Source organism: Amycolatopsis mongoliensis (genome assembly GCF_030285665.1).
Classification (GTDB): Bacteria; Actinomycetota; Actinomycetes; order Mycobacteriales; family Pseudonocardiaceae; genus Amycolatopsis; species Amycolatopsis mongoliensis.
The window spans coordinates 10,460,492-10,487,073 of record NZ_CP127295.1 but is presented as its reverse complement, the minus strand read 5'-3'; the positions used below and the strand labels follow the sequence as shown (position 1 = coordinate 10,487,073).

The following is a 26,582-nucleotide window of genomic DNA, read 5'->3' as shown; positions in this document are numbered from 1 at the left end:
CTGGTGCGCACCCCCGGAACCGGGGTAGGGCGGGCCCTACGCGGTGCTTTCGCGTCAGGCTGTCAGCTTCGGGATGATCTGCGAGCCGTAGGACGCCAAGGTCGCCTCGCGGTCGTCGTGCATCAGGTACAGCGAGAACTGGTCCACGCCCAGCTCCGCCAGTTCCTGCAGCCGCTCCACGTGCGCCGACGCCGGGCCCAGCAGGCAGAACCGGTCGACGATCTCGTCCGGGACGAACTCCGTCGACGGGTTGCCCGCCTTGCCGTGGTGGCTGTAGTCGTAGCCCTCGCGTTCGCGGATGTAGTCGGTCAGCTCCTTCGGCACCGCACCGGAAGATCCGTAGCGTGCCACCAGGTCCGCGACGTGGTTGCCGACCATCCCGCCGAACCAGCGCAGCTGCTCGCGCTGGTGTGCCAGGTCGTCGCCGACGTACGCCGGGGCCGCGACGCAGATCGTGATGCCGCCCGGGTCGCGGCCGGCCGCGCGCGCGGCGTCACGCACCGCACCGATCGTCCAGCGCGCGATCGCCGGGTCCGCGCACTGGAGGATGAAGCCGTCGGCGTGCTCGCCGACCGTCTTCAGCGCCTTCGGCCCGTACCCGGCCATCCACATCTCGAGCCGGCCGTTGCGGATCCACGGGATCTGCACGGTCTTCTCGTTCATCGTCACCGCGCGGCCCTCGGCGAGGTCCTTCACCACGCGCATGCAGTCGCGCAACGTGGCCAAAGTGGACGGTGGCTTCCCGACGACCCGGTGCGCGGAGTCGCCGCGGCCGATGCCGAAGACGGTCCGGTTGCCGTACATGTCGTTGAGCGTGGCGAACGTCGACGCCAGCACCGACCAGTCCCGGGTGCCGGGGCTGCTGACCATCGGCCCGACGATCATCGCCGAGGTCGCGGCGAGGATCTGCGAGTAGATCACGAACGGTTCCTGCCACAGCACGCAGGAGTCGAACGTCCAGCCGTAGCGGAACCCGGCGTCCTCGGCGTCCTTCATCAGCCGCACGACGTCCCGCGCGGGCGGGTCCGTCTGCAGCACGATCCCGAAGTCCATCGCGCGCTCCTAGTTCAGGTACTGGTTCAGCTCGCGGGACAGGAACTTGCCGTGCGACGTCGACCCGGTGAACCCGTCCGGCGACACGACGACCCGGCCGCGCGAAAGCACGGTGTGCACCTTGCCCGTCAGCTCGAACCCTTCGTACGCCGAGTAGTCCACGTTCATGTGGTGCGTCTCGGCCGACAGCGTCTGGGTCGCCGACGGGTCGTAGAGCACGATGTCCGCGTCCGAACCCGCCGCGATGACGCCCTTGCGCGGGTACAGCCCGAACATCCGCGCCGGCGTCGCGGAGCACGTCTCGACCCAGCGCCCGAGCGTCAGCTCGCCCGCGACGACGCCCTGGTGCAGCAGGTCCATCCGGTGCTCGACGCCCGGCATGCCGTTCGGGATGGCCCGGAAGTCGCCGCGGCCCAGCTCCTTCTGGTCCTTGAAGCAGAACGGGCAGTGGTCGGTCGACACCACGGAGAGGTCGTTCGTCCGCAGGCCCCGCCAGAGGTCGGCTTGGTGCGACTTCTCCCGCAGCGGCGGCGACGCGACGTACTTCGCGCCCTCGAAGTCCGGCTTGGCCAGGTCCTCGATGGACAGGTAGAGGTACTGCGGGCACGTCTCGGCGAACACGTTCTGGCCGTCGTTGCGCGCCTCCGCCACGGCCGCAAGCGCTTGCGACGCCGAGAGGTGCACGATGTACAGCGGCGAGCCGGTGACCTTCGCGAGCTGGATCGCCCGTGACGTCGCTTCGCCCTCCAGCTCCGGCGGCCGGGTCAGGCCGTGCTGCACCGGGTCGATGTTCCCGGCCTCGAACGCCTGCGCGGCGAGCTGGTCGATCGCGATGCCGTTCTCCGCGTGCATCATGATCGTGGCGCCGATCTCGCGCGCCTTCTGCATGGCCAGCAGGATTTCGCCGTCCGTGGAGTAGAACACGCCCGGGTAGGCCATGAACATCTTGAAGCTGCCGACCCCGGCGCCGACGCAGGCTTCCATCTCCTTCAGCGACTGGTCGTTGACGTCGGAGACGATCATGTGGAAGCCGTAGTCGATCGCGCAGTTGCCGTCGGCCTTGCCGTGCCACTTGTCCAAAGTGGACAAGAGGGATGTGCCCTTGGCCTGCACGGCGAAGTCGATGATCGTCGTCGTGCCGCCCCAGGCCGCGGCCGTGGTGCCGGTCGAGAACGTGTCGACCGAATGCGTGCCGCCGAACGGCATCTCCATGTGCGTGTGCGCGTCGATGCCGCCGGGCAGCACGTACTTGCCGGTGGCGTCGATCGTCTCGTCGCCGGTGAGCGTGCCGGGCACGCCGACGGCGGCGATGGTCTCGCCGTCGACGAGCACGTCCGCGGTCACCGCACCCGACGGCGAAACGACCTGGCCGCCCTTGATCAGCGTGGTCATCAGGCCTCCGTGAGGGGGCCGTAGGTGTCCGGGCGGCGGTCGCGGTAGAACGCCCACAGGTCCCGGACCTCGTCGAGCTGCGCCATGTCGAGGTCGCGCACGACGACCTCGTCGTCGGTGTCGGACGCGGCGTCGCCGATGAGCTGGCCACGGGGATCCGCGAAGTACGTCTGGCCGTAGAAGTCGTTGTCGCCCAGCGGTTCCTTGCCGACGCGGTTGATCGCGCCGACGAAGTACTCGTTCGCCACCGCGGCCGCCGGTTGCTCCAGCCGCCACAGGTACTGCGACAGGCCGCGGCTGGTCGCCGACGGGTTGAACACGATCTTCGCCCCGGCCAGCCCCAGCGCGCGCCAGCCCTCGGGGAAGTGCCGCTCGTAGCAGATGTAGACGCCGATGCGGCCCACGGCGGTGTCGAACACCGGGTAGCCCAGGTTCCCGGGCCGGAAGTAGAACTTTTCCCAGAAGCCCTTGACCTGCGGGATGTGGTTCTTGCGGTGCTTGCCGAGGTAGGTGCCGTCGGCGTCGATCACGGCGGCGGTGTTGTAGTAGACGCCCGGCTGCTCGACCTCGTACATCGGCACGACCAGCACGACGCCGTGGCGCTCGGCCACCTCCTGCATGAGCTTGGTCGTCGGGCCGTCCGGGATGCCTTCGGTGTAGGAGTAGTAGTCGGTGTCCTGCACCTGGCAGAAGTACGGCCCGTAGAACAGCTCCTGCAGGCAGACGACCTGGGCGCCCTGCGAGGCGGCGGTGGCGATGTGGTCGACCGCCGCCTTGATCATGGACTCCTTGTCACCCGTCCACCGCTGCTGGATCAATCCGGCTCGAACCACGCTCACTGATCTCCTCCTTCTCGTAGGTTGCGGACTGCCTCGAATTCGGCAGCGCCAGGGCGGAAAACACCACGAACGCGCCGACCAGGCCGACCACCCAGTTGTAGTCGTAAAGCGGCTTGAGGAACGGGATGAGCCCGGCGTCGGGGAACGGCCCGCCGTACGCCCCGCCGACCGCGAGCACGGCCCCCACCAGCGTGGCGACCAGCGCGCGCCAGTTCCAGCCGCCGCTGAACCAATACACCCCATCGGGTGTGTAGAGGTCCCTCAGCTTCAGCTTCGTGCGGCTGACGACCCAGTAGCCGGCGACGAGCACCCCGGCGACCGCGCCGAGCAGGCCGCCGTAGAAGCCGAGCCACGCGAAGATGTAGATGTTCGGGTCGGAGTACAGCCGCCACGGCTGGATGAGGATGCCGATGACCCCGGTGATGCCGCCGCCGATCGCGAACGTGATCTTCTTCGGGAACGCGTTCGAGAAGTCGTAGGACGGGCTGACGACGTTGGCCGCGAGGTTCGCCGAGATCGTGGCCAGCACCAGCGCGACCAGCGCGACGACGACCACGACCGGGCTGGTGAACTTGTCGGCCAGCTGCGCCGGGTCCCAGATGTCCTCGCCGTAGAGCACGTGCCCGCCCGACGTCGTCAGGATGGCCACGATCGCGATGAACGTCATCGTGGTCGGCAGGCCGAGGATCTGGCCGCGGACCTGCTTGCGCTGGCTGCCGCCGAAGCGGGTGAAGTCCGGCATGTTCAGCGACAGCGTCGACCAGAACGCGATCATCGCCATCAGGGCCGGCGCGAACACCTTCCAGAAGTCCGGGCCCCAGCCGAGCTTGCCGCCGTCGGACAGGATCGGGCCGAGCCCGCCCGCCTTGACCAGCACGTAGCCGAGCATGACCAGGAAGCCGACCGACACCAGCGGTGCCGTCCAGTTCTCGAACTTGCGGACCGCCTCCATGCCGCGCCAGATGATCAGCATCTGGCCGATCCAGAACACCACGAACGACAGCCACAGCGTCCAGTGCTGGCCGGCGACCACCGGTGCGTCCCGCCACCCCGAGCCGAGCAGGCGCCCGAGGATGACGTAGATGGCCTCGCCGCCGACCCACGTCTGGATGCCGAACCAGCCGCACGCGATGAACGCGCGCAGCAGCGCAGCCAGGTTGGCGCCGCGCAGGCCGTAGAACGCGCGGGCGAACACCGGGAACGGGATGCCGTACTTCGTGCCGGCGTGGCTGTTGAGCAGCATCGGCGCGAGCACGACGAGGTTGCCGATCGTGATCGTGAGCAGCGCCTGCACCCAGTTCATGCCGAGCGCGATCAGCGACGCGGCCAGGGCGTAGCTGGGGATGTTGTGGGCCATCCCCATCCAGAGCGCGAAGTAGTTGTAGGTGGTCCAGGTCCGTTTTTCGACGGGGACGGGGGCCAGTTCCTCGTTGAAGAACCGGCTGCCTTCGAGAGACCGGACGTCGGCGGGGTCGAGCTCGACCCGGCCGTCGTCGTGCACGCGCTGGTCTGCGGGTGTCGGCGCCATTGCGGAATCCTGCGCGCCGGGTCGTGACCGGGGCAACGGCAGACTGTTCACTCTTCCCTGATCAGGAGTGCAGACTGTCGATTGCGCGAACCGGCGTCGGGGTGCATGACCTGCGTCACACATCTTGCCGTCACGAACCGGCAAAGCGGGAGAAACGTCTCCACAGGATCTCCACACTTCGCGCGGACCCTCTCCACCGCCGATCCCTAAGGTCGTGGCCATGGAACCAGGAGTGCGGCGGGTGCTCGTCGTCGAGGACGACGCCACCATCGCCGCGTCGATCGCGGCCCGGCTGCGGGCCGAGGGGTTCACCGTCGAGGTCGCCCACGACGGGCCGGCCGCGGTCGAAGCGGACGCCACGTCGGAGCCGGACCTGGTCGTGCTGGACGTCATGCTCCCGGGGTTCGACGGCCTGGAGGTCTGCCGCCGGATCCAGGGCCGCCGTCCGGTGCCGGTGCTCATGCTGACCGCGCGCGCCGACGAGACGGACATGCTGGTCGGGCTGGGTGTCGGCGCCGACGACTACCTGACGAAGCCGTTCTCGATGCGGGTGCTGACGGCCCGGGTGCACGCGCTGCTGCGGCGGGTGGAGCGCTCGTCGCGGTCCGACTCGCACGCGCGGATCGTGCTCGGCGACCTCGAGATCGACGTCGACGAGCGGCGCGTCGCCCGGGCCGGCGTCGCGGCGCAGCTGACGCCGATCGAATTCGACCTGCTGGTGCACTTCGCGCGGCGGCCGCGGGTCGTGCAGCCGCGGGAACGGCTGCTGTCGGAGGTGTGGGACTGGGACGTGCACGGCACGTCGGCGGGCACCCGGGCCGTCGACAGCCACATCAAGGCGCTGCGCCGGAAGCTCGGCGCGGACCTCATCCGGACGGTGCACGGCGTCGGATACGCGCTGGAGGCGGGATCGTGAACCTCGTACCGCGGCCGCTGGACCGGATCCGGTCGATCAAGCTGAAGCTGGCGATCCTGATGGTGGCGTCCGGCGGCGTCGCGTTCGCGTTCTTCAACTGGCAGATCGGCTGGCTGCCGCCGAAGACGACGATCACGGCGATGGTGCTGGCGCTGGTGTTGTCGCAGGTCCTGGCCCACGGGATGACGCGGCCGTTGCGGGAGATGACGGCGGCGGCGCGGGCGATGGCGAAGGGCGACTACACGCGCCGGATCCGCGCGACGACCCGCGACGAGGTGGGCGAGCTGGCCCAGGCGTTCAACCAGATGGCGGGCGACCTCGGCGACGCGGACCGGCAGCGGCGGGAGCTGGTCGCGAACGTCTCCCACGAGCTGCGGACGCCGATCACGGCGTTGAACGGGGTGCTGGAGAACCTGGTCGACGGCGTGGAGGAGCCCGATCCCGCCACCCTGAAGACGGCGCTGCAGCAGACCGAGCGCCTGGCGAACTTGGTGGACGAGCTGCTGGACCTGTCGCGGCTCGACGCGGGGGCCATCCCGCTGCACAAGACTTCGTTCTCGCTCGCTTCTCTGCTGACGGAGGCGGTGTCGGAGGCGGCGCTGGTGCGCGGGGTGACGTTCTCGGTGTCGGTTTCGCCTGCGGACGCGGTGGTGGTCGCCGACCGCGGGCGGTTGTTCCAGGTGGTGGCGAACCTGCTGGAGAACGCGGTCCGCCACGGCCCGGCCGGCGGCGAGGTGCGGGTGCTCGCCGAGGTGCGGCCGGGCGAGGTGCGCATCGACGTGTGCGACGAGGGGCCGGGGATCGCGCCGGCCGACCGGGAGCGGGTGTTCGAGCGGTTCACGCGGGGGAGCGGCCGTCCGGCGGGGGACGGGGCTGGGGCTGGCGATCGCGCGGTGGGCGGTGGAGCTGCACGGCGGGACGATCGGGGTGGTGGAGCCCTCGGCGGGGGTCGGGAGCCGGATCCGGGTGACGCTGCCGACGGGCTGAGCGCTTCGGCGGGCGACCTTCGGGATCGGGGCTGCTGGGGCGGATGGTGCGGGCGATGGCATTTGCGAACGTGAACGAGAGTTGGAGACGATGCCCAAGAGCAGGATCGGTGAGCCCGGAGACCCGGGTGCGGACAAGCGGATGCCGCGGGGCAAGCGATCGGCGGGAGGCGGTGCGGCTCCCGTTGCTTCCGGCTCGGCAGCCGCTGGGGCTCGGGTCGGCGGGGTCGACGCAGCGTTCCCGGACCGAGCCCGGTCCAGGGGGATCGATGCAGCGTCGCCGGATCGAGGTCGGACCGCTGGGGTTGACGCAGCGTCCCCGGACCGAGGCCGGGCCGGCGGGGTCGACGCAGCGTCCCCGGGTCAAGCTCGGGCTGGCGGGGTCGACGCAGCGTTCCCGGACCGGGGCCGGGCCGGTGGGGTCGCCGTGGCCGCTCCTCCGGTCCTCCTGCGGACGGTTCCGCCGCCCAAGTCCGCCGTTGTTCCGCTGTCGCCCGCCGTTCTGCCCGCCGCCGGGCTGGCCGGAGTGGTCGCTGCCCTCGTGCTGCCCGTCGACCGCCCCGGGGTCGGGTGGCTGCTGGCCGGGCTGGCCGGCACCTTCGCCGTCTTCCTCGCCGATCGGCGGTCGCGGGCCGGTGCCAGTCCCTTCACCTGGGGCAACGCCGGGTGGGCCGTCCTCGCCCTCGCCCTGCTCGGCATGGGGGCCGTGCGGGCGTCCGGGTGGCTGTTCGCGCTCTGCGTGCTCGGCGCCGTCGTCTGCGGGTCGCTTGCCGTCGTGGGCAAGCGGACCGTCAATTCCGTCTTCTACGACATGCTCGCCGTCCCGCTGGAGGCTCTTCGCGCCGTTCCCTGGGCCGGACGCGGGCTGGGACGTTTCGCCGCCCGCCGCGACGGCGTCGCCCGGCGGATCGGCCTCGCCGTGCTGGCCACCGCCGCGCTCGTCGCCGTCTTCGTGCCGCTGCTCGCCAGTGCCGACGCCGCCTTCGCGGCCGTCGTCAACGCCGTCATCCCCGATCTCAGCGTCGGCGTCCTCGTGCGCTGGTGTTGCGTGTTCGCCGTCTTCGCGTTGCTCGTCGCCGGGGCCTGCTACTTCCTCGCCGCCCCACCGCATCGCGCGGCCGGGCAACGTCCACACCGGACCGAGTACGGTCTGGAGTGGACGGTCCCGCTCACCGTCCTCGTCCTGCTGTTCAGCGTGTTCGTCGGCGTCCGGCTGGTCGTGTTGTTCGGCGGCACCGGGTACGTCCTGCGCACCAGCGGCCTGACGGCCGCCGAGTACGCCCGCGGCGGTTTCTGGCAGTTGTGCGCCGTCACCGTGCTGACGCTGGCCATCGTCAGCGCGGCGCTGCGCTGGGCCCCGGACGTCACGAAAGCCGACCGGCTCCGCCAGCGCGTCCTGCTGGGCGCCTTGAGCGCGCTGAGCCTGGTGCTCGCCGGGTCGGCGTTGAGTCGCATGTGGACCTACCAGGAGGCGTACGGCTTCACCGTCCTGCGGCTGCTGGTCGAGGTCTGCGAGCTGTGGTTCGGCGCGGTGTTCGTGCTGGTGCTGGCGTCGCTGGTCAAGCTCCGCTCGGCGTGGCTGCCCCGCGCGGCGATCGGCACCGCGGCCGCCGCGCTGCTGGTGCTGGCCGTCCTCGACCCGGAACGCCTCATCGCCGACGCCAACCTCGACCGAGCGGCCGCCGGGAAACCCCTGGACCACCGGTATCTGGCGGGGTTCTCCACCGACGTCGTCCCGGTGGTGTCGGCGCGGCTGCCCGAACCCCTGCGATCGTGCGTGCTGCGCGAAGTCCTCGCCGGCGACACCCCGGACGGCTGGCCCGCCTGGAACCTCAGCCGCTCGAACGCCCGCGACGTGACTCTCGGCAGTTGTTGAACCACCGGCGTGGGCTGTGCGTAGTTAAAAACGTTGCGCGGAAGCCACCGGGCCGTCGTGGGGGCGGCCCGGCGGCTTCCGCGCGCCAACGCGGGCCACGAAGGCATCCCACGATCGAGTGGTGACGGAGAGTGTCCCGCCCGCGCGGTCCTTGCTGTCGCGGATCTGCGACAGACCGCCGAGCCGCACCTCGACGCATTCGCCTTGCTCGCCGCTGTAGGAGGACTTCCGCCAGGTCATTCAGGCCTCCAGTTCGGCGAGCACCCCCTGGATGAGCCGTTCGGATTCGGGCTCGCTCAGCGCCAGGGCCGACAGGCTTTCGATGGCCGCACGGTAGTCGGCCACATGATCGCGATTGTAGACATAACCGTTGCCGCGATAGTGCTCCAGGTAGACGATCGGCGGCAGGTCCTCGAAGTCGAAGAGGACGAAGGGCCCGTAGAGCCCGGGGTGGTAACCGCTCTTGTCCGGCAACACGCGCAGCGAGACGTTGCGTGCTCGGGATGCTGCGAGCAGATGGCGAAGCTGCTCGGCCATCGCCGACGGTCCGCCGATGTTGTGGCGCAGCGCCGATTCGCCGAGCACAGCCTGGTACGGCAGAGAGCGCCGGCCGGTCAGTTGTTCGCGGCGAGCGAGGCGGAACATCACCTGCTTCTCCATGTCCGCCGGCGAACGGGAGGTGGCGGCGAACAGAGCGCGGATGTAGGCCGGAGTCTGCAACAACCCGGGCACGAGGCCCGGGGACCACTGAGCGACAGCACTCGCGCTGCGCTCGTACTCGGCGAACGCCGCCATCCCGGGGCCGTACTGCTCGAGCCAGTTGGACTCGCTGGCGTTGCGGGCCAGGTCGTACAACCTCGCACGCTCGGCCGCCTCCACCCGCAGCGCGCCGAGGATCGTGGCGAGCTCTTCGATCTTCGGTACCCGCTTGCCGTTCTCCCAGTTGGAGATGTTCTGGGGCAGCAAGCCGGTCAACCGGCCGAGTTCCCGGACCTTGAGGCTGCGGGCCAGCCGGGCTCTCTTCATGCCGAAGTCCAGGGCCCGGGCTCGGGGTGTGGCGAACGGAGGTGGCATGGGCACAGCCTGCCCAGGCGCAGGCCGTGCCCGGTCGGGCGATCCGTGTTCCGTGTCGCGAACGCGCGTCAGAACGCGAAGACGTCGTCCGACTCGCGGTCGGCCTCGCACCGGTTCGCGTACGTCGTCCGGAACGACACCGGCTTGCCGTGCCACGTGCCGACCGCCGTCACGTCCACCGGGGCGTAGATCAGCGTGCACATCTGGTGGCGCGACTGGATCCGCGAGAAGTCGCCGCCGACGCCCGCAAGGACCGCGCACGCCTTGTCGCGCTTGGGGTGGGTGCCGCCCGTCGGGTCGCACGTCAGCACCACGGAGCCGATCCGGTTGGCGGTGTCGTGGCTGGTCAGCTGCAACGTCGACGCCGGCGGCTGCGCCGGGGCGAGGCAGCTCAAGCTCATCAGGCAGGCTGCGAAGGGGAGGAGGGCCATATCGGTTCCATCGGCAGCCCGAGGTCGATCACTGTGCTCCTCGTCCGGGTGAGTCTTCCTCGCTCGTCCGGGTGAGGTCCCCCGCCAGCAAGGCCACGTACAGCGAAAGCATCGTCTCCGGGTCCTCCAGCCGGACACCGAGGACCTGCTCGATCCGGGCGAGCTGCTGGTAGTACGCCGTCCGCGACGTGTGCGCCGCCGCCGCGGCCGCCGACTTGTTGCCGCCCTGCTCGCAGTAGTGCCGCAACGCCTGGACGAGCCGGCTGCCGGACGCCGCGTCGCGCTGGAGCAGCGGGCCCAGCTCCCGGTGCGCGAACGCCGTCACGCGCTCGTCGCCCGCCAGCAAGTGCAGCAGGCCGCGCAACCGCACGTCGGACAGCCGGTGCAGGACCCGATCGAACCCCGTCCCCAACGCGGCCGCCGCGACCTGCCCCGCTTCCAGCAGCGTCCGGCCCGCTTCGGCCGGCGAAAGCACCGTCGTGCCGACCGCGAGCACGCCCGGCGCGCTGGCGCGAGCCTCGTGGACGTCGGTGGCGAGCCGGTGCAGCACAGCGTCGGCGTTGGCCTCCGGCGACAGCGCGATCAGCGCCCGCACGCCGAGGTCGTCGGTCGCCACCAGCGCCGACACCTTCGCGCGGCGCGCCGCCAGCACCGTCGCCTCGGCCAGCTCGCGCAGCACCGGCGGCGTCGACAAGGCAGGTCGGCTGCCGGCCAACCGAGGCCGGACCGCCAGCCCGACCAGCTGCCGCCCGGTGAGCGGCACGGCCAGCGCCGAGGCGCGCGCCAGCAGCTCCGCCGTCGGCGCCGGCGACGCGAGCAGCGCCTGCAGCACGGCCCGGTGGGCCTGCCGCTCCAGGCCGTCGGAGTCCTTGGCGACCAGCCGGTGCACGGCCAGCGCGGACGCGGCCCGCTCGGCGACCACGCGGTGGCGGTGCGGCGGCTGGTCGGCGCAGACGACCACGAGCCGCCCCCAGTCGTGCCCGCGTGCGCCGACGACGGTGACCAGCCAGCCCGAGCCGGGGTGGTAGCCGGTCCGCTCGCCGATCTGGACGACCCGCGACCGCGCCGGCCAGCCGGTGAGCAGTTCGGCCGGGTCGGTGCCGGCCGCGTCGTAGGCGAGGACCTCGTGGGACAGCGTCTCCAGCACCACCGGCTGCTCGGTCAGCCGGGCGACCTCGCCCAGGACGACGCCCGGTTCGGCGCCCGCGACCGTCAGCGTGGTGAACGTCTCGTGCACGCGCTCGGCGGCGCGCAGCTCGGCGACCTGGGCGTCGACGATCTGGCCGTTGACCGCCTCGGTGACGCTCACGTACCGGGTCTCGCGCGAGAGCGTCACCAGCGGCAGGCCGTGCTTCTCGGCCGCCTCGACCAGCGCGGCGGGCAGCTTGTCGCTCCAGTGCCGGACCAGCTCGATCACCAGGCCGGCGGCGCCGACCCCGGCCAGGTCGGCGACGTAGCGGGCCAGCGCCGGGCCGTCGTCGGGCAGCGCGACCCCGGTCGTCAGCACCAGCTCGCCGCCGCGCAGCAGGTGCGCGATGTCGGCGACCTCGGCGACGTGCGCCCAGCGCACCGGGGCGTCGAGCCCGGCCACGCCGGCGACGACGTGCGGACGGCCCTGGCGCAGCACCGGCAGCGCGAGCACCTCGGCGACGGTCGGGTACATGGCTCCTCGGGTCTGATCGGCAGGGACAGACTGTACGGCCGGGACGGTGACTCCGTACACGTTGTCGATGGCGTTGGCGTGGCGCCCGCCCGGAGACTCGGGGGAACTGCCCCGAGCGAAGGAGTGCGCGCCGTGACCGACCGCATCAGCCACTGGATCGACGGCAAGCCGTTCACCGGGACCCCCGCGCGGTCGGGCGAGGTGTTCGACCCCGCCACCGGGCAGGTCCGGGCGCACGTCGACTTCGCCGGCGACGCCGAGGTCGAAGCGGCCGTCGCCGCGGCCAAGGCGGCGCTGCCGGGCTGGCGCGGGACGTCCCTGGCCGGCCGGACGCGGGTGCTGTTCGCCTTCCGCGAGCTGCTGGCCGCGCGCAAGCACGAGCTGGCGAAGATCGTCACGAGCGAGCACGGCAAGGTCGAGTCCGACGCGGCGGGCGAGGTCGCCCGCGCGATCGAGAACGTGGAGTACGCGTGCGGCGCCGCGCAGCTGCTCAAGGGCGGGTTCAGCGAGAACGCGTCCACCGGCGTCGATGTCTACTCGATCGCGCAGCCGCTCGGCGTGGTCGGCGTGATCTCGCCGTTCAACTTCCCGGCCATGGTGCCCCTCTGGTTCGTCCCGAACGCGCTGGCCTGCGGCAACACCGTCGTGCTCAAGCCGAGCGAGAAGGACCCGTCCGCCGCGGTGTTCATCGCGGAGCTGTTCGCCGAGGCCGGGCTGCCCGCCGGCGCGCTGAACGTGCTGCACGGCGACAAGGCGGCGGTGGACGGGCTCCTCGAACACCGCGACGTCAAGGCGATCTCGTTCGTCGGGTCGACGCCGATCGCACGCTACGTCTACGAAACCGGCACCCGGCACGGCAAGCGCGTCCAGGCCCTCGGCGGGGCGAAGAACCACATGGTCGTGCTGCCGGACGCGGACCTCGACCTGGCCGCGGACGCCGCGGTGTCGGCCGGGTTCGGCTCGGCGGGGGAGCGCTGCATGGCCGTGTCGGTGGTCGTCGCGGTCGACCCGATCGGCGACGAGCTGGTCCGCAAGATCACCGAGCGGATGTCCGTGCTGCGCGTCGGCGACGGCCGCGACCCCGAATCGGAAATGGGGCCGCTGGTCACCAAGGCGCACCACGCCCGGGTCGCGTCCTATGTGGACGCCGGGGTCGAGGCGGGCGCGTCACTGGTCGTCGACGGCCGCGGCATCGAGGTCCCCGGTGACGGCTTCTGGCTCGGCCCGACGCTGTTCGACCACGTCCGCCCGGAGATGTCGATCTACACCGACGAGATATTCGGCCCGGTGCTGTCGGTGGCGCGCACGGCTTCCTACGACGACGCACTGGACCTGATCAACGCGAACCCGTACGGCAACGGCGTGGCGATCTTCACCGGCGACGGCTCGTCGGCGCGGCGGTTCCAGAACGAGGTCGAGGTCGGGATGGTCGGGGTGAACGTCCCGATCCCGGTCCCGGTGGGGTACTACTCGTTCGGGGGCTGGAAGGACTCCCTGTTCGGCGACAGCCACGCGTACGGGCCGGAGGGGTTCCACTTCTTCACGCGGACGAAGGTCGTGACCTCGCGGTGGCCGGACCGCTCGCACGCCGGGGTCAACCTGGGCTTCCCGCGCAACTCCTGAGTCCGGGAATCGTCCGCGGGTCCGCCGGGTTGAGCCCCGGGGGACCCGCGAACGACGTTAGGACGACGAATGAGCGCGAAGAACTCAGGCACTTTCACCCTCGGCGGCGACCTCCCGGTCACCCGCCTCGGGTACGGCGCGATGCAGCTCACCGGGCCCGGGGTCTGGGGTGACCCGAAGGACCCGGACGAGGCCGTGCGCGTGCTACGGCGCGCCGTCGAGCTGGGCGTGACCCTGATCGACACCGCCGACGCCTACGGCCCGTTCGTGGCCGACCTGCTGATCAAGAAGGCCCTGCACCCCTACGCCGACGACCTCGTCATCGCGACCAAGGCCGGCTTCACCCGGCAGGGGCCGAACCAGTGGATCCCGGTCGGGCGGCCCGAGTACCTGCGCCAGCAGGTCGAGCTGAGCCTGCGGCACCTCGGCCTCGACCGGATCGACCTGCTCCAGCTGCACCGGATCGACCCGAAGGTGCCCGTCGCCGAGCAGGTCGGCGAGCTGAAGAAGCTGCAGGACGAAGGCAAGATCCGCCACATCGGCCTGTCCGAGGTCAGCGTCGCCGACCTGCAGGAGGCGCAGAAGACCGCGGAGATCGTCTCCGTGCAGAACCTCTTCAACCTGGCCAAGCGCGACGCCGAGCCGCTCCTCGACCACGCCACCGAGCACGGCATCGCGTTCATCCCGTGGTTCCCGCTGGCCACCGGTGCCCTCGCCGGGCCGGACAGCCCGTTGAGCACGCTGGCCAAGGAGCACGACGCCTCGCCGTCGCAGCTCGCGCTCGCCTGGCTGCTCAAGCGGTCGCCCGTCGTGCTGCCGATCCCCGGCACCTCGTCGGTCGCGCACCTCGAGGACAACGTCGCCGCCGCGGACATCGAGCTGACCGACGCCGAGTTCGATGCGATCGGCGCTACGCCGGGAGGACGTTGATCAGCAGCTTCGTGCGCGGGGTCAGGTAGACGGCGTTGACCCGCTCCGCCTGGATCCGCGCACGGAGCTCCTTCGAGTAGAGCTGGAACTCCTTGCCGCCCGCCGTCAGGTAGAAGTGCTCGTTCATGCCCTTGCTGAGCCGGGTGGAGAGCGCGATCGGGCAGGCGGGGTCGGGGCGCTGCCTGCCGAAGTCGCGTGTCCAGCCGGTGATCACGACCAGCCGCCCGGCCCGCAGGTCGGCCAGCCGGCGCCAGCAGACGAACGCGAGCCAGACGGCCAGGAGCAGGATCGGGATCGCGGTGCCGAGGGCGGCGGCCGCGCTGGACGAGGCGAGCCCGGCGCCGAACCGCGTGTCGATCGTCGTGGCCGGGACGACCACCGCCGTGACCACCCCGGCGACCGCGAAGATCGCCGCCAGCCAGAAGGAGCCGTCGAGCACTTTTCCGCGCTGCGAAGGGTGGAGCCGGCCTTGCCGGTTGGCCAGCTCCACCTCCGCCTGTCCGGCCACGGTCACTCGCCTTCGCCCTCCGGGTGTTCCTTTTCGTAGGCTTCCCGGCTCTCGTGGTAGCGGTCGATCTGCTCGTTCTCCTGCCGCCGCGCCTCGGCGCCCACCCCGACCCCGTCGGCGAGGTTGAAGCCGGGCACCTTGCCGCCCCCTTCGCGCCACTCCTTCTGGCTGAGGAAGCTGCGGCCGTCGTCGGACAGCCGGTCGCCGAGACCTTCGACCTTCTCGCGGCCCGGGACGTGCCCCTTGGCGGCGTCGTTCCACCCCTTCGCCGTCTCCTCGGCGGACTTCGCCTCCTTGCCCGCCTGCTTGAGCTCGTTGGCCCTGCGCTCGATGTTCGCGGCCGTGTCGACGCTCTTGTCCACGATCTTGTCGACGCCCTTGCCCACCTTCTTCAGCGCGTTCGCCGCGCCTTCGAGGGCCGCCTTCGACTTGCCCGCGCCCTTCGCCAGGCTCTCCAGCTTCTCGACGACCTTCGTGATGCGCGTGCTGATCTTCTCGGCGAGCACCCCGCCCTCGACGACCGTGTCGGCGATGAACGCGGCGATCGTGCCGCCGAAGGTGCACCAGGACGCGGCGAGCGCGGCCAGGGCCTTCACGATCAGCTCGCCCACGAACGACGAGATCATGTCGCGGATCAGCCCGCGCTCGGTGCCGACCAGCGCCGCGCCGACGTTCATGGCCGTCGACGCGTCCCCGGCGTGCGACGCGGCGCCGCGCAGGACGGTGACGTAGCTCTCGGCCGTCCGCTGGTAGGCCTCGGCGGAGCCGCAGTCGCTGAAGGACTGCTGGACCTTCTTGGCCTGCCGTTCGTAGCTCTCCGCCGTCTCGGTGAGCTGCTTGGCGATGTTCGTCCAGGTCACGGCCTTGGCGGTGACGGCCTCGGGCTTGCCGGCGAGCTTGTCGAGCCCGTCCTTGAGGAAGCTGATGTGCTCGATCAGCCAGCCGACCCCGGCACTGGCCAGCGTGCCGAGCGGGTCCATCGCCGCGCCGAGCAGGTCGAGGGCGTCGGTGCCGACGTCCATGGCGAGGTTGCCCCAGTCGCCGTTGCGGGCGTCGGTGAGCGTGGAGGCGGCGTCGCTGAAGATGCCCGCGCCGCCGGTCTGGGCGTTGAGGTTGTCCAACTCGCCCTTCGAGCCGTCACCCATGCCGCTCCAGAAGCCGCCTGGCGACTCGGCCGTCGCGACCAGGGGGTTCTCCTGCGTCTCGGTCATGCCGGGAGCTCCTTGCCGATGCCCTCGATCAGGCACTTCGTCTTCTCTTCGTGGTCGCGGAACGCCGTGTGCGCGGTCTTCACCCGGTCCGCGACGTCGTGACCGGCCTCGACGGCCGCGCTCAGGAAGCTTTCGGCGGTGTCCACCCACGCCTGGATCGGCAGCGCGAACACCTGCCCGACCAGCCCGAACGCGTCGAAGTCGAGCGCGCCGGCGGTGCCGGCGGCCTCGACCGCCTGCTGCACCCGGTCGGCGATCTCCCGGATCTCGTCCTCGTGGCCGCCGAGGACGTCGAAGTCGACCTTCATCGCTTGGCCGGTCATCAGAGCCCCCGGCGCAGGATCGGGCCGCCGAAGTCCTCGTCGTCGTCCGCGCGCGGCCGGGCCGGGCGCACGGGCGGCGGTGGCGGAGTTTCCCGCGGCGTTTCGGTGAATTCCCAGCGCGGCGGCGCCGCTTCTTCTTCCGGCAATTCGGGCGCGGGGATCTGTTCCCGGAGGAAATTCATCGCATCGCTGTCGGCACCGATGACCGGCGCCATGACCGCGGTCAGCTGCTGGGCGGCGTCGACCTGCGCGCGCTTGGCGGCCGCGAGGACGGCCTGGGCGAGCCGGGCCCGCGGCAGCTCGTCCGCCCGCGGGCCGAAGGTGAGTTCCTGCAGCGCACCGCTGGTGTTGACGGTGACCGTGACGGCCCCGTCGGCACTCGAGGCGGTCGCCGAGACATGCTCGAGCCGGGCTTTCGCCTCGGCGGCGCGCCGGGCGATATCGGGCATTCCGGCCGAAGCGGGTTCAATGCGGTTCACGGCGACCTCGGAGTCGGGGGAGGGCATGCGGATCAGAGGCAGCAAACCGCTTTTCGGTTCCCCCTTCAAGCCGGGAATTCATGGCGGAAGAATGCATGGGAATTCGTTTGCGCATTCTTTACCCGGCGCCGGGCCCGGGTCCCCGAGTCTCCGGTGGTGCGCGGGGTCCGGGTGTGCCGTTCGAGGGGGTGGCGGCGGTGTCTTGAATGACTCATTCACCTCGTCCGATGACATGAATGAGTCATTCAAGACATTCGAGCCGCCGCCTCGGCCCGCGAGGCCCTGGTAGAGCGACTCCGCGATCCGGTCGAGGGGCGGGCCCCGGTCACCCGTGCCCCCTACCCGGTGGGCGGGGTTGAGCACGACCCGCTCAGGCTTCCGTAAACTCAAGACGGGCAGCGAGCGAGGTAGGTGAGGAACCGGTGGCCAACGCGGAGGAGCGCCGCTTCGACGTGCTGCGCGCGATCGTGGCCGACTACGTCTCCAACCAGGAGCCCGTCGGGTCCAAGGCGATCGTCGAACGGCACAACCTGGGCGTGTCCAGCGCCACGGTGCGCAACGACATGGCCACGCTCGAAGAAGAGGGCTACATCACCCAGCCGCACACCAGCGCCGGCCGCGTGCCGACCGACAAGGGCTACCGGCTCTTCGTCGACCGGCTCTCCGAGATCAAGCCCCTGAGCGCCGCCGAGCGCCGGGCCATCACCACCTTCCTCGACAGCGGCACCGACCTCGACGACGTCCTCCGCCGCTCGGTCCGGCTGCTCGCGCAGCTGACCCGGCAGGTCGCCGTCGTGCAGTACCCGATGCTGACCAACGCCAAGGTGCGCCACCTCGAAGTGGTGCCGCTCACCCCGGCGCGGCTGATGCTGGTGCTGATCGCCGACAACGGCCGCGTCGACCAGCGCACGGTCGACCTCGGCGACGTCGTCACCGAAGAAGACGTGGCGCGGCTGCGGTCGGTGCTCAACACGGCCATGTCCGGACGGCGGCTCAACGAAGCCGCCGCGCGCGTCGCCGAGCTGCCCGACCAGGCGCCGGGGGAGCTGCGCGACGCGCTCATCCGCGTCACCACCGTCCTGGTCGAATCGCTCGCCGAACACCCCGAAGAACGCCTGGTCCTCGGCGGCACCGCGAACCTCACGCGCAACGTCGCCGACTTCCCGGGTTCGCTGCGCCAGGTCCTCGAAGCGCTCGAGGAGCAGGTCGTCGTGCTCAAGCTCCTGGCCGCCGCGCGCAACCCCGGTGCGATCACGGTGCGCATCGGTGAGGAAAATGAGGACGAGCAGATGCGCAGCACCTCGGTCGTGTCGATCGGATACGGCCAGGACATGGTGCTCGGCGGCATGGGGGTGGTCGGCCCGACCCGGATGGACTACCCCGGCACGATCGCCGCGGTGCGCGCGGTCGCCAACTACGTGGGGCAGATCCTGGCCGGCCGCTGAGCCGGGCAGAGCAGAAGGAGAAGCAGAGACGGTGGCGAGGGACTACTACGGCATCCTCGGGGTGGCCAAGAACGCGAGCGATCAGGACATCAAGCGCGCGTACCGGAAGCTGGCCCGGGAGCTGCACCCCGACGTCAACCCGTCGGAAGACGCGCAGCACAAGTTCGGCGAGGTCACCACGGCCTACGAGGTGCTGTCCGACCCGCAGAAGCGCAAGATCGTCGACCTCGGCGGCGACCCGATGGACGGCGGCGCGCGCGGCGGGGGCGGCGGCGACCCGTTCGCCGGGTTCGGCGGCCTCGGCGACATCATGGACGCCTTCTTCGGCGCGGCCGGCGGCGGTGGCGGACGCGGGCGCGGGCCCCGCAGCCGCGTCCAGCCCGGCTCCGACGCGCTGATCCGGCTCGGCCTGTCCCTCGAGGACTGCGCCACCGGCGTCGACAAGGAGATCGCCGTCGACACCGCGATCGTCTGCGACCTCTGCCGCGGCGCCGGCACCAGCGAAGGCACGTCGGTCAAGACCTGCGACACCTGCGGCGGCGCCGGCGAGGTCCAGTCCGTCCAGCGGTCCTTCCTCGGCCAGGTCGTCACGGCCCGCCCGTGCCCGGTCTGCCGCGGCTTCGGCGAGGTCATCCCCGACCCCTGCCGCCAGTGCGGCGGCGACGGCCGCATCCGCGCCCGCCGCAACGTCACCGCCAAGATCCCGCCGGGCGTCGGCGACGGCATGCGCATCCGCCTGTCCGGCCAGGGCGAGGTCGGCCCCGGCGGCGGCCCGGCCGGCGACCTCTACGTCGAGATCGACGAGACCCCGCACGAGGTCTTCGTCCGGCAGGGCCACGACCTGCACTGCAACTTCCGCATCCCGATGACCACCGCCGCCCTCGGCGCCACGGTCCCCATCTCGACGCTGATCGACGGCGACTACGAGCTCGACGTCGAACCCGGCACCCAGCCCAACGCCGAACTCGTCCTCACCGGCAAGGGCATGCCCCGGCTGCGGTCCTCCGGCCGCGTCGACGGCCGCGGCGACCTCCACGTCCACATCGACGTCGTGGTCCCGACGAAGCTCGACGAAGCCCAGCGCGAACTCCTCGTCGAGCTCGCCCAGCAGCGCGGCGAGGAAGTCCCGACGCTGGCGTCCAACGGCACCAAGCACGGCGGCCTCTTCTCCAAGCTGCGCGCCAAGAACCACCGCTGACCCGTGCCCGACACCACCCTGCCGGTCTTCCTCGCCGACACCGTCCCCGCCTCCGGCGGGACCGTGCTCGACGGCGAGGAAGCCCGGCACGCGGCCACCGTCCGCCGCCTGCGCGCCGGGGAACGGCTCGTCCTCTCCGACGGCGCGGGCACCATGGCCCGCTGCGTCGTCGAAGCCGTCCAGCCCGGCCGCGACGCCGCCCTGACCCTCTCGATCGAGGAACGCTGGACCGAGGAACCACCGGCCCTGCGCGTCGTCCTCGCCCAAGCCCTCGCCAAGGGCGACCGCGGCGAACTCGCGGTCGAGCTCGCCACCGAAGCCGGCGTCGACGCGATCGTCCCCTGGCGAGCCGCCCGCAGCATCGCCAAGTGGGAGGACGGCAGCCGCGGCGACAAAGCCCTCGCCCGCTGGCGCGCCACCGCCCGTGCCGCCGCCAAGCAAGCCCGCCGCGCCCACGTCCCCGACGTCACCGAACCCGTCGGCACGGGCGAGCTCGCCGGCCTCGCCGCCACGATGTCCCTGGCCGTCGTCCTCGAGTCCGACGTCGCCGACCGGCTCACCGACCTCGACCTCCCCGACACCGGCGACCTCCTCCTCGTCGTCGGACCCGAAGGCGGCATCACCGACCAGGAACTCCGCACCCTGCGAGAAGCCGGCGCACGAGCCGTGCGGCTGGGCACGACGGTGCTGCGCACCTCCACCGCCGCGGCCGTCGCCCTCGGCGCGCTCGGCGCCCTGACCACCCGGTGGCGGTGAAAAGATCACCGGAAAAAAGACCCCTGATTTTGCGCCCAGTTATGGCGCGATCACACTCCGACCCGTTACTCTCGTTTACTAACGCGCCACACACCGTTTCGGGTTCGGCGCGCCACTGGGAAAGCACAGACCCCGCCGGGCACCTCCCCCCTCGGTCCGGCGGCCGCCGCGGTAGCGGTAGATCGACCCCCAGGGTCTACCGCTCCGCGGCCCCCTCTCGCTTCGCTCCCTCGGGTGCCCCTTCGCGTTCGTTGTGTCTTCTGGGGGTCAAACCCCCAGATCCCCAGCCGGGGGCTAGCCCCCGGACCCCCCGCCTGTGCCGCTCCGTGTGCGTTGGGTGCCGCGGTGGTGGGGCGGGGGGTCGGTAGGGTTTGGGTATGGGTATGGGTGACAGTGCTGAGACTCTCTTCGAGCGGATCATTGGTGGGGAGATCCCCGCTGATGTCGTCTACCAGGATGAGACCACCTTTGCCTTTCGGGATATTCGGCCTCAGGCGAAGGTTCATGTGCTCGTAGTGCCCAAGACTCGGTACCGGAACCTCGGGGAGCTTGCTGCCGCTGATCCTCGGCTTTTGGCCGATGTCGCGCGGACTGCCCGGAAGGTCGCCGAGATCGAGGGTGTTCTCGAGAGCGGGTACCGGGTCGTCTTCAACACCGATGGTGATGCCGGGCAGACCGTCTTCCACGTTCACGCCCACGTGCTCGGCGGGGAGCCGCTCGGGTTCTTCGGGGCCCGGGAGGGCTGATTAGCCGAAACCCGTCTGCGTTCTGTCGGTGGGTGCCAGTAGCATCGGTGGGGTCCGTTCTCCCTCACCGAGAAAGCAGGCCTGAGGCCACGTGGCCGGAACCGTACCGGGTGGAGCCGCCCGACCCGACGCCCCCGGGGACGTCGCCAAGACCGAGGATGCCGCCGTCCAAGCTGCGCAGTCCCGGTTCCCCATTCCCGACGCCGCCGCCCTGAGCCTGCTCGGTTCCCGCGACGAGAACCTGCGCGTCGCCGAAGAGCTCCTCGCCGCCGACGTGCACGTCCGCGGCAACGAGGTCACCCTGACCGGCACCCCCGCCGACGTCGCGTTCGCCGAACGCGTCTTCGCCGAGCTCGTCCAGCTCGCGACCGGCGGCCAGCAGGTCGGACCCGACACCGTCCGCCGCACCGTCGGCATGCTCTCCACCGGTGACGCGTCGCCCGCCGAGGTCCTCAGCCTCAACATCGTCTCCCGCCGCGGCAAGACCATCCGGCCCAAGACGCTCAACCAGAAGCGCTACGTCGACGCCATCGACAAGCACACCGTCGTCTTCGGCATCGGCCCCGCCGGCACCGGCAAGACCTACCTCGCCATGGCGAAGGCCGTCCAGGCCCTGCAGGCCAAGCAGGTCACCCGCATCGTGCTGACCCGCCCCGCCGTCGAAGCCGGCGAGCGCCTCGGCTACCTGCCCGGCACGCTCAACGAGAAGATCGACCCCTACCTGCGGCCCCTCTACGACGCGCTGCACGACATGGTCGAACCCGAGTCGATCCCGCGGCTCATGCAGGCCGGCACCATCGAGATCGCGCCGCTCGCCTACATGCGCGGCCGGACGCTGAACGACGCCTTCATCATCCTCGACGAGGCCCAGAACACCACGCCCGAGCAGATGAAGATGTTCCTCACCCGCCTGGGCTTCGGCTCCAAGATCGTCGTCACCGGCGACATCACCCAGGTCGACCTGCCCAGCGGCCAGCGCAGCGGCCTCCGCGTCGTGCGCGACATCCTCCACGGCGTCGAGGACCTCCACTTCGCCGAGCTCACCAGCCAGGACGTCGTCCGGCACAAGCTCGTCGGCGACATCGTCGACGCCTACGAGAAGTGGCAGGCCGTGCAGGACGCGCAGGGACAGCAGGGCAACGGCTGGAAGGGCAACCGGCGGTGAGCATCGAGATCGCCAACGAGTCCGGCGTCGACGTCGACGAGACGTCCATCGTCTCGGCCGCCCGCTACGCCCTCGACAAGATGGAGGTCAGCCCGCTCGCCGAGCTGTCCATCCTGCTCGTCACCCTCGACGTCATGGAAGACCTGCACGAACGCTGGATGGACCTGCCCGGCCCCACCGACGTCATGGCCTTCCCGATGGACGAGCTCGACTCCTCCCGCCGCCCCGACGCGCCCGACGCGTCGCCGGCGCTGCTCGGGGACATCGTGCTCTGCCCGGCGTTCGCCAAGGACCAGGCCAAGACCGCGGGCCACGCCCTGATCGACGAGCTGCACCTGCTCACCGTGCACGGCTGCCTCCACCTCCTCGGCTACGACCACGCCGAACCCGCCGAGGAACGCGAGATGTTCGCGCTCCAGAAGCGGATCCTCGGCGAGTACCAGGACGCCGTCGCCGCCCTGCAGAAGCGCGACGCCCAGCGCAACACCGACGACCGCGTCCTCGGCATCGCCGGGCTCGACGCGGCCACCACCCCGGCCGCCGAACCACCCGCCGGGGAAACGCCCTAGGCGTCAGCCATGGTCCAGCTCCTCTTCGCGATCGCGCTCGTGCTCCTCGCGGGCGTGTTCGCGGCGGCCGACGCCGCCATCAGCACCGTGTCCCAGGCCCGGGCCGACGGCCTCGCCCGCATGGGCCTGCCCGGCGCCCGCCACCTCGCCGCGATCATCGCCGAACGGCGCCGGCACATCAACCTGCTGCTCCTGCTGCGCCTCAGCTGCGAGCTCACCGCCACCGTGCTGGTCACCGTCTTCGTCGGCACCCGGCTCCGGCCCCTCGGCCTCGCCGTGCTCGTCGCCGCCGTCGTCATGGTCGTGGTCAGCTACGTCCTCATCGGCGTCGGCCCCCGCACCCTCGGCCGCCAGCACCCCTACCGCATCGGCCGCTACGTCGCCGGGCCCGTCCGCGTCCTCGGCTCGGTCCTCGGCCCGCTGTCCCGGCTGCTCATCCTCATCGGTAACGCCATCACCCCCGGCCAGGGCTTCCGCGAAGGCCCGTTCACCTCCGAGGTCGAGCTGCGCGAGCTCGTCGACCTCGCCCAGGAACGCGGCGTCGTCGAGGACTCCGAACGCGAGATGATCCACTCGGTGTTCGAGCTCGGCGACACCGTCGCCCGCGAGGTCATGGTCCCGCGCACCGAGATCGTCTGGATCGAGCGCACCAAGACCGTCCGCCAGGCCCTGGCACTGGCGCTGCGCACCGGCTTCACCCGGCTCCCGGTGATCGACGAGTCCGTCGACGACATCGTCGGCGTCGTCAACATCAAGGACCTGATGTCGGCGTACATGGACCCGGACGGCTCGAGCACCGTCGTCGACACCCTGATGAACGAAGCCTCCTTCGTCCCCGACTCGAAACGGCTCGGCGAGCTCCTCAAGGAGATGCAGCGCTCGCACCACCACATGGCGATCGCCGTCGACGAGTACGGCGGCACCGCCGGCCTGCTCACCATCGAGGACGTCCTCGAGGAGATCGTCGGCGAGATCACCGACGAGTCCGACGGCGACGAACGCCCCGAGGTCGAGGAGCTCGACGGCGGAGCCGTCCGCGTCTCCTCCCGGATGGGCGTCGACGACCTCGGCGAGCTCTTCGGCATCGACCTCGAAGACCACGGCGTGGAGACCGTGGGCGGGCTGCTCGCGGAACGACTGGGTAGGGTCCCGCTACCGGGGGCCGAAGCCGAGGTCGCCGGCCTTCGGCTGTTCGCCGAAGGAGGCAAGGACCGGCGCGGCCGCATGCGGATCACCTCGGTGGTCGTGCACCCGGCCGACGCCGACGCCATGACCGACCCGGCCGACCGCACCGCCCGGCGCCGCACCCGCCCGCCCCACCCCGACGAACGCGACAGGAGCGTCGAACATGCCTGACCTCGAGGCGGAGGACCAGAAGCTGGTCACCCTCGCCCGGTCCTCGCGCGCCCGCATCCAGGCCCCCGAAGGCGCCGCGGTCCGCGACACCGACGGCCGCACCTACGCCGCGGGCACGGTCGACCAGCCGTCGTTCAAGCTCACCGCGCTCCAGGCCGCGGTCGCCGCGGCGCTGTCCAGCGGTGCCGAAGGCATCGAAGCCGCCGCCGTCGTCAGCGAAGAAGGACTGCTCAAGGGCGCGTCCGTGCACGCCGTCCGCGACCTCGCGAAGTACGCGCCGATCATCCTCGCCGCCCCGGACGGCACCGTTCTCGAGGTGCTCGAGCGATGACGGAGCACAGGTCCGGCTTCGCCTGCTTCGTCGGCCGCCCCAACGCGGGCAAGTCGACGCTGACCAACGCCCTCGTCGGCAGCAAGGTCGCGATCACCTCCAGCAAGCCGCAGACCACGCGGCACGCGATCCGCGGCATCGTGCACCGGGAAGACGCCCAGCTCGTCCTCATCGACACCCCCGGCCTGCACCGCCCCCGCACCCTGCTCGGCGAGCGGCTGAACGACATCGTGCACACGACGTGGTCCGAAGTGGACGTCGTCGGCCTGTGCGTGCCGGCGAACGAGAAGATCGGGCCCGGCGACAAGTTCATCGCCGCCGAGCTGCAGAAGATCGCCAAGCGCACCCCCGTGATCGGCATCGTCACCAAGACCGACCTCGTGCAGCCCCAGCAGGTCGCCGAGCAGCTCCTCGCGCTGCAGGGCGTGATGGACTTCGCCGAGCTGATCCCGGTGTCCGCCGTGGACGGCTTCCAGGTCGGCGCGCTCGCGGACCTGCTCGTCAAGAGGCTCCCCGAAGGTCCGCAGCTCTACCCGGGCGGCGAGCTCACCGACGAGCCCGAGCAGACGCTGGTCGCCGAGCTGATCCGCGAGGCGGCGCTGGAAGGCGTCCGCGACGAGCTGCCGCACTCGATCGCCGTCACCGTCGAGGAGATGCTGCCCCGCGAAGGCCGGGACGACCTCATCGACGTGCACGCGTTCCTCTACGTGGAGCGGCCCAGCCAGAAGGGCATCATCCTCGGGCACAAGGGCGAACGGCTGCGCGAGGTCGGCGCCACCGCCCGCAAGAACATCGAGGCGCTGCTCGGCTCCAAGGTCTACCTCGACCTGCACGTCAAGGTGGCCAAAGAGTGGCAGCGCGACCCCCGCCAGCTGCGCCGGCTCGGGTTCTGACGTGGCCGAGCAGCAGCGGCCGCCCGCCGACTACAACCCCGGGCCCCCGCCCGCGACCAACCTGGTCTGGGGGATCGTCAGCGCGATCCTGTGCTGCCTGCCGTTCGGCGCCCTCTCGATCTACCAGGCCGCCAAGGTCGAAAAGCTCTGGGCCCAGGGCGACCAGGACGCGGCCCTCGCGTCGGCTCGTGACGCCCGGCGGTGGGCGATCGTCGCCGCGGTCGCCGGCGCCGTCCTGTGGGTCGCGGCGATCGTGACGGTCGTCCTGCTCTTCGGAACGCTCACCGACGACGCCGCGTCCCACTGACGACGTCGGCAGCAGGAGGCGATACCCGGTGACCCAGCCGTACCAGCAGTACCCGCACTACGGCTGGCAGCCGAACTACGGGCCGCCGCCGGAGAACAACCTGGTCTGGGCGATCCTGGCGACGGTGATGTGCTGCCTGCCGTTGGGTATCGTCGCCATCGTGAAGGCGAGCCAGGTCAACTCCCTGTGGTTCCAGGGCTTCCACGCGGAAGCGCACCGGGCCGCCGACGAAGCCCGCAAGTGGGCGATGTGGTCGGCGATCGCGTCCGGCATCCTGATCGGGCTCTACCTGGTGTTCATCGTGGTCATGTTCGCCTTCGTCGGCGCCTCCTTCTGGTCGCTGGTCCCATGACGACCGTCTACACGGGATACCCGGCCCGCGGCGCCAAGGCCACGCTGCGCGCGCTCAGCGCCCCGATGGCCGTCGTGGGCGGGCTCGGCGTGTGCTGCGCGGCGGTCCTGATCGGCGACCCGACCACCCCCGGCGGCTGGCTCCCCGTCTGCCCGACCAAGGCGCTGTTCGGCATCGACTGCCCGGGCTGCGGCGGCATGCGGATGGCCTACAGCCTGATGCACGGCGACCTTCCCGCGGCCCTGCACTACAACGCCGTGTCGCTCGTCTTCGTCCTGCTCTTCGTCTGGAGCACGATCGCCTGGACGGCCGGGCGGCTGCGTGGCCGCTGGGTGAACAGCTGGCTGCACTGGCGCTGGACCCCGCTGACCGTCGGCGTCGTGTTCAGCGTCTGGTTCGTCGTTCGCAACCTCCCGTTCGCCCCGTTCACCGGCCTGCACGTCTGATTTCGACGGACGGGAACCGCTTCGCCACGCACCGCGTCGGAGGCTCGTCAGGTTCACCCGGACAGTGGATGCCTGGGCGGCGCGGCCGCAGGTGAACCGAGTACGCTCCCGCGGACCAGTGCCGTACATTCGCACCCGGTTCCGCACGGAGCGTGCGGTGGAGTGACCAGCGAGGGGGAGACCCAG

The 26,582-nt window shown here is 71.0% G+C and carries 29 protein-coding genes; 17 read left to right on the top strand and 12 right to left on the bottom strand.

All coding sequences use genetic code 11. From position 1 onward, the window contains the following. Window positions 1–54: 54 nt before the first annotated feature. From QRX60_RS49910 to QRX60_RS49895, 4 genes are read right to left on the bottom strand one after another with little or no spacing between them, the layout of a single operon-like run. Window positions 55–1,053: a TIGR03842 family LLM class F420-dependent oxidoreductase gene (locus QRX60_RS49910; RefSeq protein ID WP_285998461.1), complete on the bottom strand. Its 999-nt coding sequence runs from the start codon at window positions 1,051–1,053 to the stop codon at window positions 55–57. A 9-nt stretch (window positions 1,054–1,062) separates the two neighbouring features. Beyond that, the gene (hydA, locus tag QRX60_RS49905) at window positions 1,063–2,445 is read right to left on the bottom strand and encodes a dihydropyrimidinase (RefSeq protein WP_285998460.1); all 1,383 of its coding nucleotides are present in this window, start codon (window positions 2,443–2,445) and stop codon (window positions 1,063–1,065) included. Continuing rightward, window positions 2,445–3,227 (bottom strand): nitrilase-related carbon-nitrogen hydrolase, encoded by a 783-nt coding sequence (locus QRX60_RS49900; RefSeq protein ID WP_286003867.1) that lies wholly within the window; start codon window positions 3,225–3,227, stop codon window positions 2,445–2,447. Before QRX60_RS49900 ends, hydA begins: the two co-directional genes overlap by 1 nt. Window positions 3,228–3,237: 10 nt before the next feature. Then, entirely contained in the window at window positions 3,238–4,812 is a 1,575-nt protein-coding gene (locus QRX60_RS49895; protein ID WP_285998459.1) for an NCS1 family nucleobase:cation symporter-1, read from the bottom strand. Window positions 4,813–5,032: 220 nt separating this feature from the next. On the opposite strand from QRX60_RS49895, the gene QRX60_RS49890 reads away from it, so the two are divergent. From QRX60_RS49890 to QRX60_RS49880, 3 genes are all read left to right on the top strand, one after another. After that, complete coding sequence (locus QRX60_RS49890) at window positions 5,033–5,728, top strand: response regulator transcription factor (RefSeq protein ID WP_285998458.1); 696 nt, start codon at window positions 5,033–5,035, stop codon at window positions 5,726–5,728. Further along, the gene (locus QRX60_RS49885) at window positions 5,725–6,789 is read left to right on the top strand and encodes a sensor histidine kinase (RefSeq protein WP_456298880.1); all 1,065 of its coding nucleotides are present in this window, start codon (window positions 5,725–5,727) and stop codon (window positions 6,787–6,789) included. Before QRX60_RS49890 ends, QRX60_RS49885 begins: the two co-directional genes overlap by 4 nt. Before the next feature lie 352 nt (window positions 6,790–7,141). Beyond that, window positions 7,142–8,590: a DUF4153 domain-containing protein gene (locus QRX60_RS49880; protein WP_285998457.1), complete on the top strand. Its 1,449-nt coding sequence runs from the start codon at window positions 7,142–7,144 to the stop codon at window positions 8,588–8,590. A gap of 24 nt (window positions 8,591–8,614) precedes the next feature. Here QRX60_RS49880 and QRX60_RS49875 read toward each other — a convergent pair whose 3' ends face one another. The 4 genes from QRX60_RS49875 to QRX60_RS49860 form a co-directional block, all read right to left on the bottom strand. Next, complete coding sequence (locus QRX60_RS49875) at window positions 8,615–8,830, bottom strand: DUF397 domain-containing protein (RefSeq protein WP_285998456.1); 216 nt, start codon at window positions 8,828–8,830, stop codon at window positions 8,615–8,617. Then, window positions 8,831–9,616 (bottom strand): helix-turn-helix domain-containing protein, encoded by a 786-nt coding sequence (locus QRX60_RS49870; protein WP_285998455.1) that lies wholly within the window; start codon window positions 9,614–9,616, stop codon window positions 8,831–8,833. A gap of 116 nt (window positions 9,617–9,732) precedes the next feature. After that, window positions 9,733–10,065 (bottom strand): SSI family serine proteinase inhibitor, encoded by a 333-nt coding sequence (locus QRX60_RS49865; protein WP_286003866.1) that lies wholly within the window; start codon window positions 10,063–10,065, stop codon window positions 9,733–9,735. Between the two features lie 58 nt (window positions 10,066–10,123). Beyond that, window positions 10,124–11,758, bottom strand: coding sequence for a PucR family transcriptional regulator (locus QRX60_RS49860; protein ID WP_285998454.1), 1,635 nt, complete (start codon window positions 11,756–11,758; stop codon window positions 10,124–10,126). 132 nt (window positions 11,759–11,890) lie between these two features. On the opposite strand from QRX60_RS49860, the gene QRX60_RS49855 reads away from it, so the two are divergent. After that, window positions 11,891–13,381 (top strand): CoA-acylating methylmalonate-semialdehyde dehydrogenase, encoded by a 1,491-nt coding sequence (locus QRX60_RS49855; protein ID WP_285998453.1) that lies wholly within the window; start codon window positions 11,891–11,893, stop codon window positions 13,379–13,381. 69 nt (window positions 13,382–13,450) lie between these two features. Then, window positions 13,451–14,311: an aldo/keto reductase gene (locus tag QRX60_RS49850; protein ID WP_285998452.1), complete on the top strand. Its 861-nt coding sequence runs from the start codon at window positions 13,451–13,453 to the stop codon at window positions 14,309–14,311. Here QRX60_RS49850 and QRX60_RS49845 read toward each other — a convergent pair. The 4 genes from QRX60_RS49845 to QRX60_RS49830 are packed head-to-tail and all read right to left on the bottom strand — an operon-like array spanning window position 14,292 to window position 16,901. Continuing rightward, window positions 14,292–14,819, bottom strand: coding sequence for a hypothetical protein (locus QRX60_RS49845; RefSeq protein ID WP_285998451.1), 528 nt, complete (start codon window positions 14,817–14,819; stop codon window positions 14,292–14,294). The two genes, QRX60_RS49850 and QRX60_RS49845, sit on opposite strands and share 20 nt — an antisense overlap. A gap of 2 nt (window positions 14,820–14,821) precedes the next feature. Then, on the bottom strand, window positions 14,822–16,030 hold the full coding sequence (locus tag QRX60_RS49840; RefSeq protein WP_285998450.1) for a hypothetical protein: 1,209 nt from the start codon (window positions 16,028–16,030) through the stop codon (window positions 14,822–14,824). Next, entirely contained in the window at window positions 16,027–16,353 is a 327-nt protein-coding gene (locus QRX60_RS49835; protein ID WP_285998449.1) for a type VII secretion target, read from the bottom strand. Before QRX60_RS49835 ends, QRX60_RS49840 begins: the two co-directional genes overlap by 4 nt. Further along, window positions 16,353–16,901 (bottom strand): YbaB/EbfC family nucleoid-associated protein, encoded by a 549-nt coding sequence (locus QRX60_RS49830; RefSeq protein WP_285998448.1) that lies wholly within the window; start codon window positions 16,899–16,901, stop codon window positions 16,353–16,355. The genes QRX60_RS49835 and QRX60_RS49830 overlap by 1 nt, the downstream gene beginning before the upstream one ends. A 353-nt stretch (window positions 16,902–17,254) precedes the next feature. Here QRX60_RS49830 and hrcA point away from each other — a divergent pair, with 353 nt between their 5' ends. The 12 genes from hrcA (at window position 17,255) to QRX60_RS49770 (ending at window position 26,396) form a co-directional block, all read left to right on the top strand. After that, window positions 17,255–18,277: a heat-inducible transcriptional repressor HrcA gene (gene hrcA, locus QRX60_RS49825; RefSeq protein ID WP_285998447.1), complete on the top strand. Its 1,023-nt coding sequence runs from the start codon at window positions 17,255–17,257 to the stop codon at window positions 18,275–18,277. Between the two features lie 31 nt (window positions 18,278–18,308). Beyond that, window positions 18,309–19,475 carry a molecular chaperone DnaJ gene (gene dnaJ / locus QRX60_RS49820; RefSeq protein WP_285998446.1) on the top strand — a complete coding sequence of 389 codons (1,167 nt, stop codon included), beginning with the start codon at window positions 18,309–18,311 and terminating at the stop codon, window positions 19,473–19,475. A gap of 3 nt (window positions 19,476–19,478) precedes the next feature. Further along, on the top strand, window positions 19,479–20,231 hold the full coding sequence (locus QRX60_RS49815; RefSeq protein WP_285998445.1) for a 16S rRNA (uracil(1498)-N(3))-methyltransferase: 753 nt from the start codon (window positions 19,479–19,481) through the stop codon (window positions 20,229–20,231). A gap of 383 nt (window positions 20,232–20,614) precedes the next feature. Continuing rightward, window positions 20,615–20,977, top strand: coding sequence for a histidine triad nucleotide-binding protein (locus tag QRX60_RS49810; RefSeq protein WP_286003865.1), 363 nt, complete (start codon window positions 20,615–20,617; stop codon window positions 20,975–20,977). A gap of 91 nt (window positions 20,978–21,068) precedes the next feature. Further along, a complete protein-coding gene (locus QRX60_RS49805; RefSeq protein ID WP_285998444.1) occupies window positions 21,069–22,142 on the top strand; it encodes a PhoH family protein in 1,074 nt (357 codons plus the stop codon). Then, complete coding sequence (ybeY, locus tag QRX60_RS49800) at window positions 22,139–22,711, top strand: rRNA maturation RNase YbeY (protein ID WP_285998443.1); 573 nt, start codon at window positions 22,139–22,141, stop codon at window positions 22,709–22,711. Before QRX60_RS49805 ends, ybeY begins: the two co-directional genes overlap by 4 nt. 9 nt (window positions 22,712–22,720) lie before the next feature. After that, a complete protein-coding gene (locus tag QRX60_RS49795) occupies window positions 22,721–24,067 on the top strand; it encodes a hemolysin family protein (protein ID WP_285998442.1) in 1,347 nt (448 codons plus the stop codon). Beyond that, on the top strand, window positions 24,060–24,398 hold the full coding sequence (locus tag QRX60_RS49790) for a cytidine deaminase (protein ID WP_285998441.1): 339 nt from the start codon (window positions 24,060–24,062) through the stop codon (window positions 24,396–24,398). The genes QRX60_RS49795 and QRX60_RS49790 overlap by 8 nt, the downstream gene beginning before the upstream one ends. Beyond that, entirely contained in the window at window positions 24,395–25,291 is an 897-nt protein-coding gene (era, locus tag QRX60_RS49785) for a GTPase Era (protein WP_285998440.1), read from the top strand. The genes QRX60_RS49790 and era overlap by 4 nt, the downstream gene beginning before the upstream one ends. Before the next feature lies 1 nt (window position 25,292). Beyond that, window positions 25,293–25,598, top strand: coding sequence for a CD225/dispanin family protein (locus QRX60_RS49780; RefSeq protein WP_285998439.1), 306 nt, complete (start codon window positions 25,293–25,295; stop codon window positions 25,596–25,598). Between the two features lie 28 nt (window positions 25,599–25,626). Then, window positions 25,627–25,950: a CD225/dispanin family protein gene (locus QRX60_RS49775; protein WP_285998438.1), complete on the top strand. Its 324-nt coding sequence runs from the start codon at window positions 25,627–25,629 to the stop codon at window positions 25,948–25,950. Next, on the top strand, window positions 25,947–26,396 hold the full coding sequence (locus QRX60_RS49770; protein ID WP_285998437.1) for a DUF2752 domain-containing protein: 450 nt from the start codon (window positions 25,947–25,949) through the stop codon (window positions 26,394–26,396). The genes QRX60_RS49775 and QRX60_RS49770 overlap by 4 nt, the downstream gene beginning before the upstream one ends. Window positions 26,397–26,582 lie beyond the last annotated feature (186 nt).

What these genes read in the sequence shown, in the direction of transcription:
- era (WP_285998440.1), top strand. Translation starts at nt 24,395, where the DNA reads ATGACGGAGCACAGGTCCGGCTTCGCCTGCTTCGTCGGCCGCCCCAAC.
- QRX60_RS49840 (WP_285998450.1), bottom strand. Translation starts at nt 16,030, where the DNA reads ATGACCGAGACGCAGGAGAACCCCCTGGTCGCGACGGCCGAGTCGCCA.
- QRX60_RS49895 (WP_285998459.1), bottom strand. Translation starts at nt 4,812, where the DNA reads ATGGCGCCGACACCCGCAGACCAGCGCGTGCACGACGACGGCCGGGTC.
- QRX60_RS49770 (WP_285998437.1), top strand. Translation starts at nt 25,947, where the DNA reads ATGACGACCGTCTACACGGGATACCCGGCCCGCGGCGCCAAGGCCACG.
- QRX60_RS49865 (WP_286003866.1), bottom strand. Translation starts at nt 10,065, where the DNA reads ATGAGCTTGAGCTGCCTCGCCCCGGCGCAGCCGCCGGCGTCGACGTTG.
- QRX60_RS49835 (WP_285998449.1), bottom strand. Translation starts at nt 16,353, where the DNA reads ATGACCGGCCAAGCGATGAAGGTCGACTTCGACGTCCTCGGCGGCCAC.
- QRX60_RS49790 (WP_285998441.1), top strand. Translation starts at nt 24,060, where the DNA reads ATGCCTGACCTCGAGGCGGAGGACCAGAAGCTGGTCACCCTCGCCCGG.
- QRX60_RS49860 (WP_285998454.1), bottom strand. Translation starts at nt 11,758, where the DNA reads ATGTACCCGACCGTCGCCGAGGTGCTCGCGCTGCCGGTGCTGCGCCAG.
- QRX60_RS49900 (WP_286003867.1), bottom strand. Translation starts at nt 3,227, where the DNA reads ATGATCAAGGCGGCGGTCGACCACATCGCCACCGCCGCCTCGCAGGGC.
- QRX60_RS49875 (WP_285998456.1), bottom strand. Translation starts at nt 8,830, where the DNA reads ATGACCTGGCGGAAGTCCTCCTACAGCGGCGAGCAAGGCGAATGCGTC.
- hydA (WP_285998460.1), bottom strand. Translation starts at nt 2,445, where the DNA reads ATGACCACGCTGATCAAGGGCGGCCAGGTCGTTTCGCCGTCGGGTGCG.
- QRX60_RS49810 (WP_286003865.1), top strand. Translation starts at nt 20,615, where the DNA reads ATGGGTGACAGTGCTGAGACTCTCTTCGAGCGGATCATTGGTGGGGAG.
- QRX60_RS49795 (WP_285998442.1), top strand. Translation starts at nt 22,721, where the DNA reads ATGGTCCAGCTCCTCTTCGCGATCGCGCTCGTGCTCCTCGCGGGCGTG.
- QRX60_RS49850 (WP_285998452.1), top strand. Translation starts at nt 13,451, where the DNA reads ATGAGCGCGAAGAACTCAGGCACTTTCACCCTCGGCGGCGACCTCCCG.
- QRX60_RS49910 (WP_285998461.1), bottom strand. Translation starts at nt 1,053, where the DNA reads ATGGACTTCGGGATCGTGCTGCAGACGGACCCGCCCGCGCGGGACGTC.
- QRX60_RS49890 (WP_285998458.1), top strand. Translation starts at nt 5,033, where the DNA reads ATGGAACCAGGAGTGCGGCGGGTGCTCGTCGTCGAGGACGACGCCACC.
- QRX60_RS49870 (WP_285998455.1), bottom strand. Translation starts at nt 9,616, where the DNA reads ATGAAGAGAGCCCGGCTGGCCCGCAGCCTCAAGGTCCGGGAACTCGGC.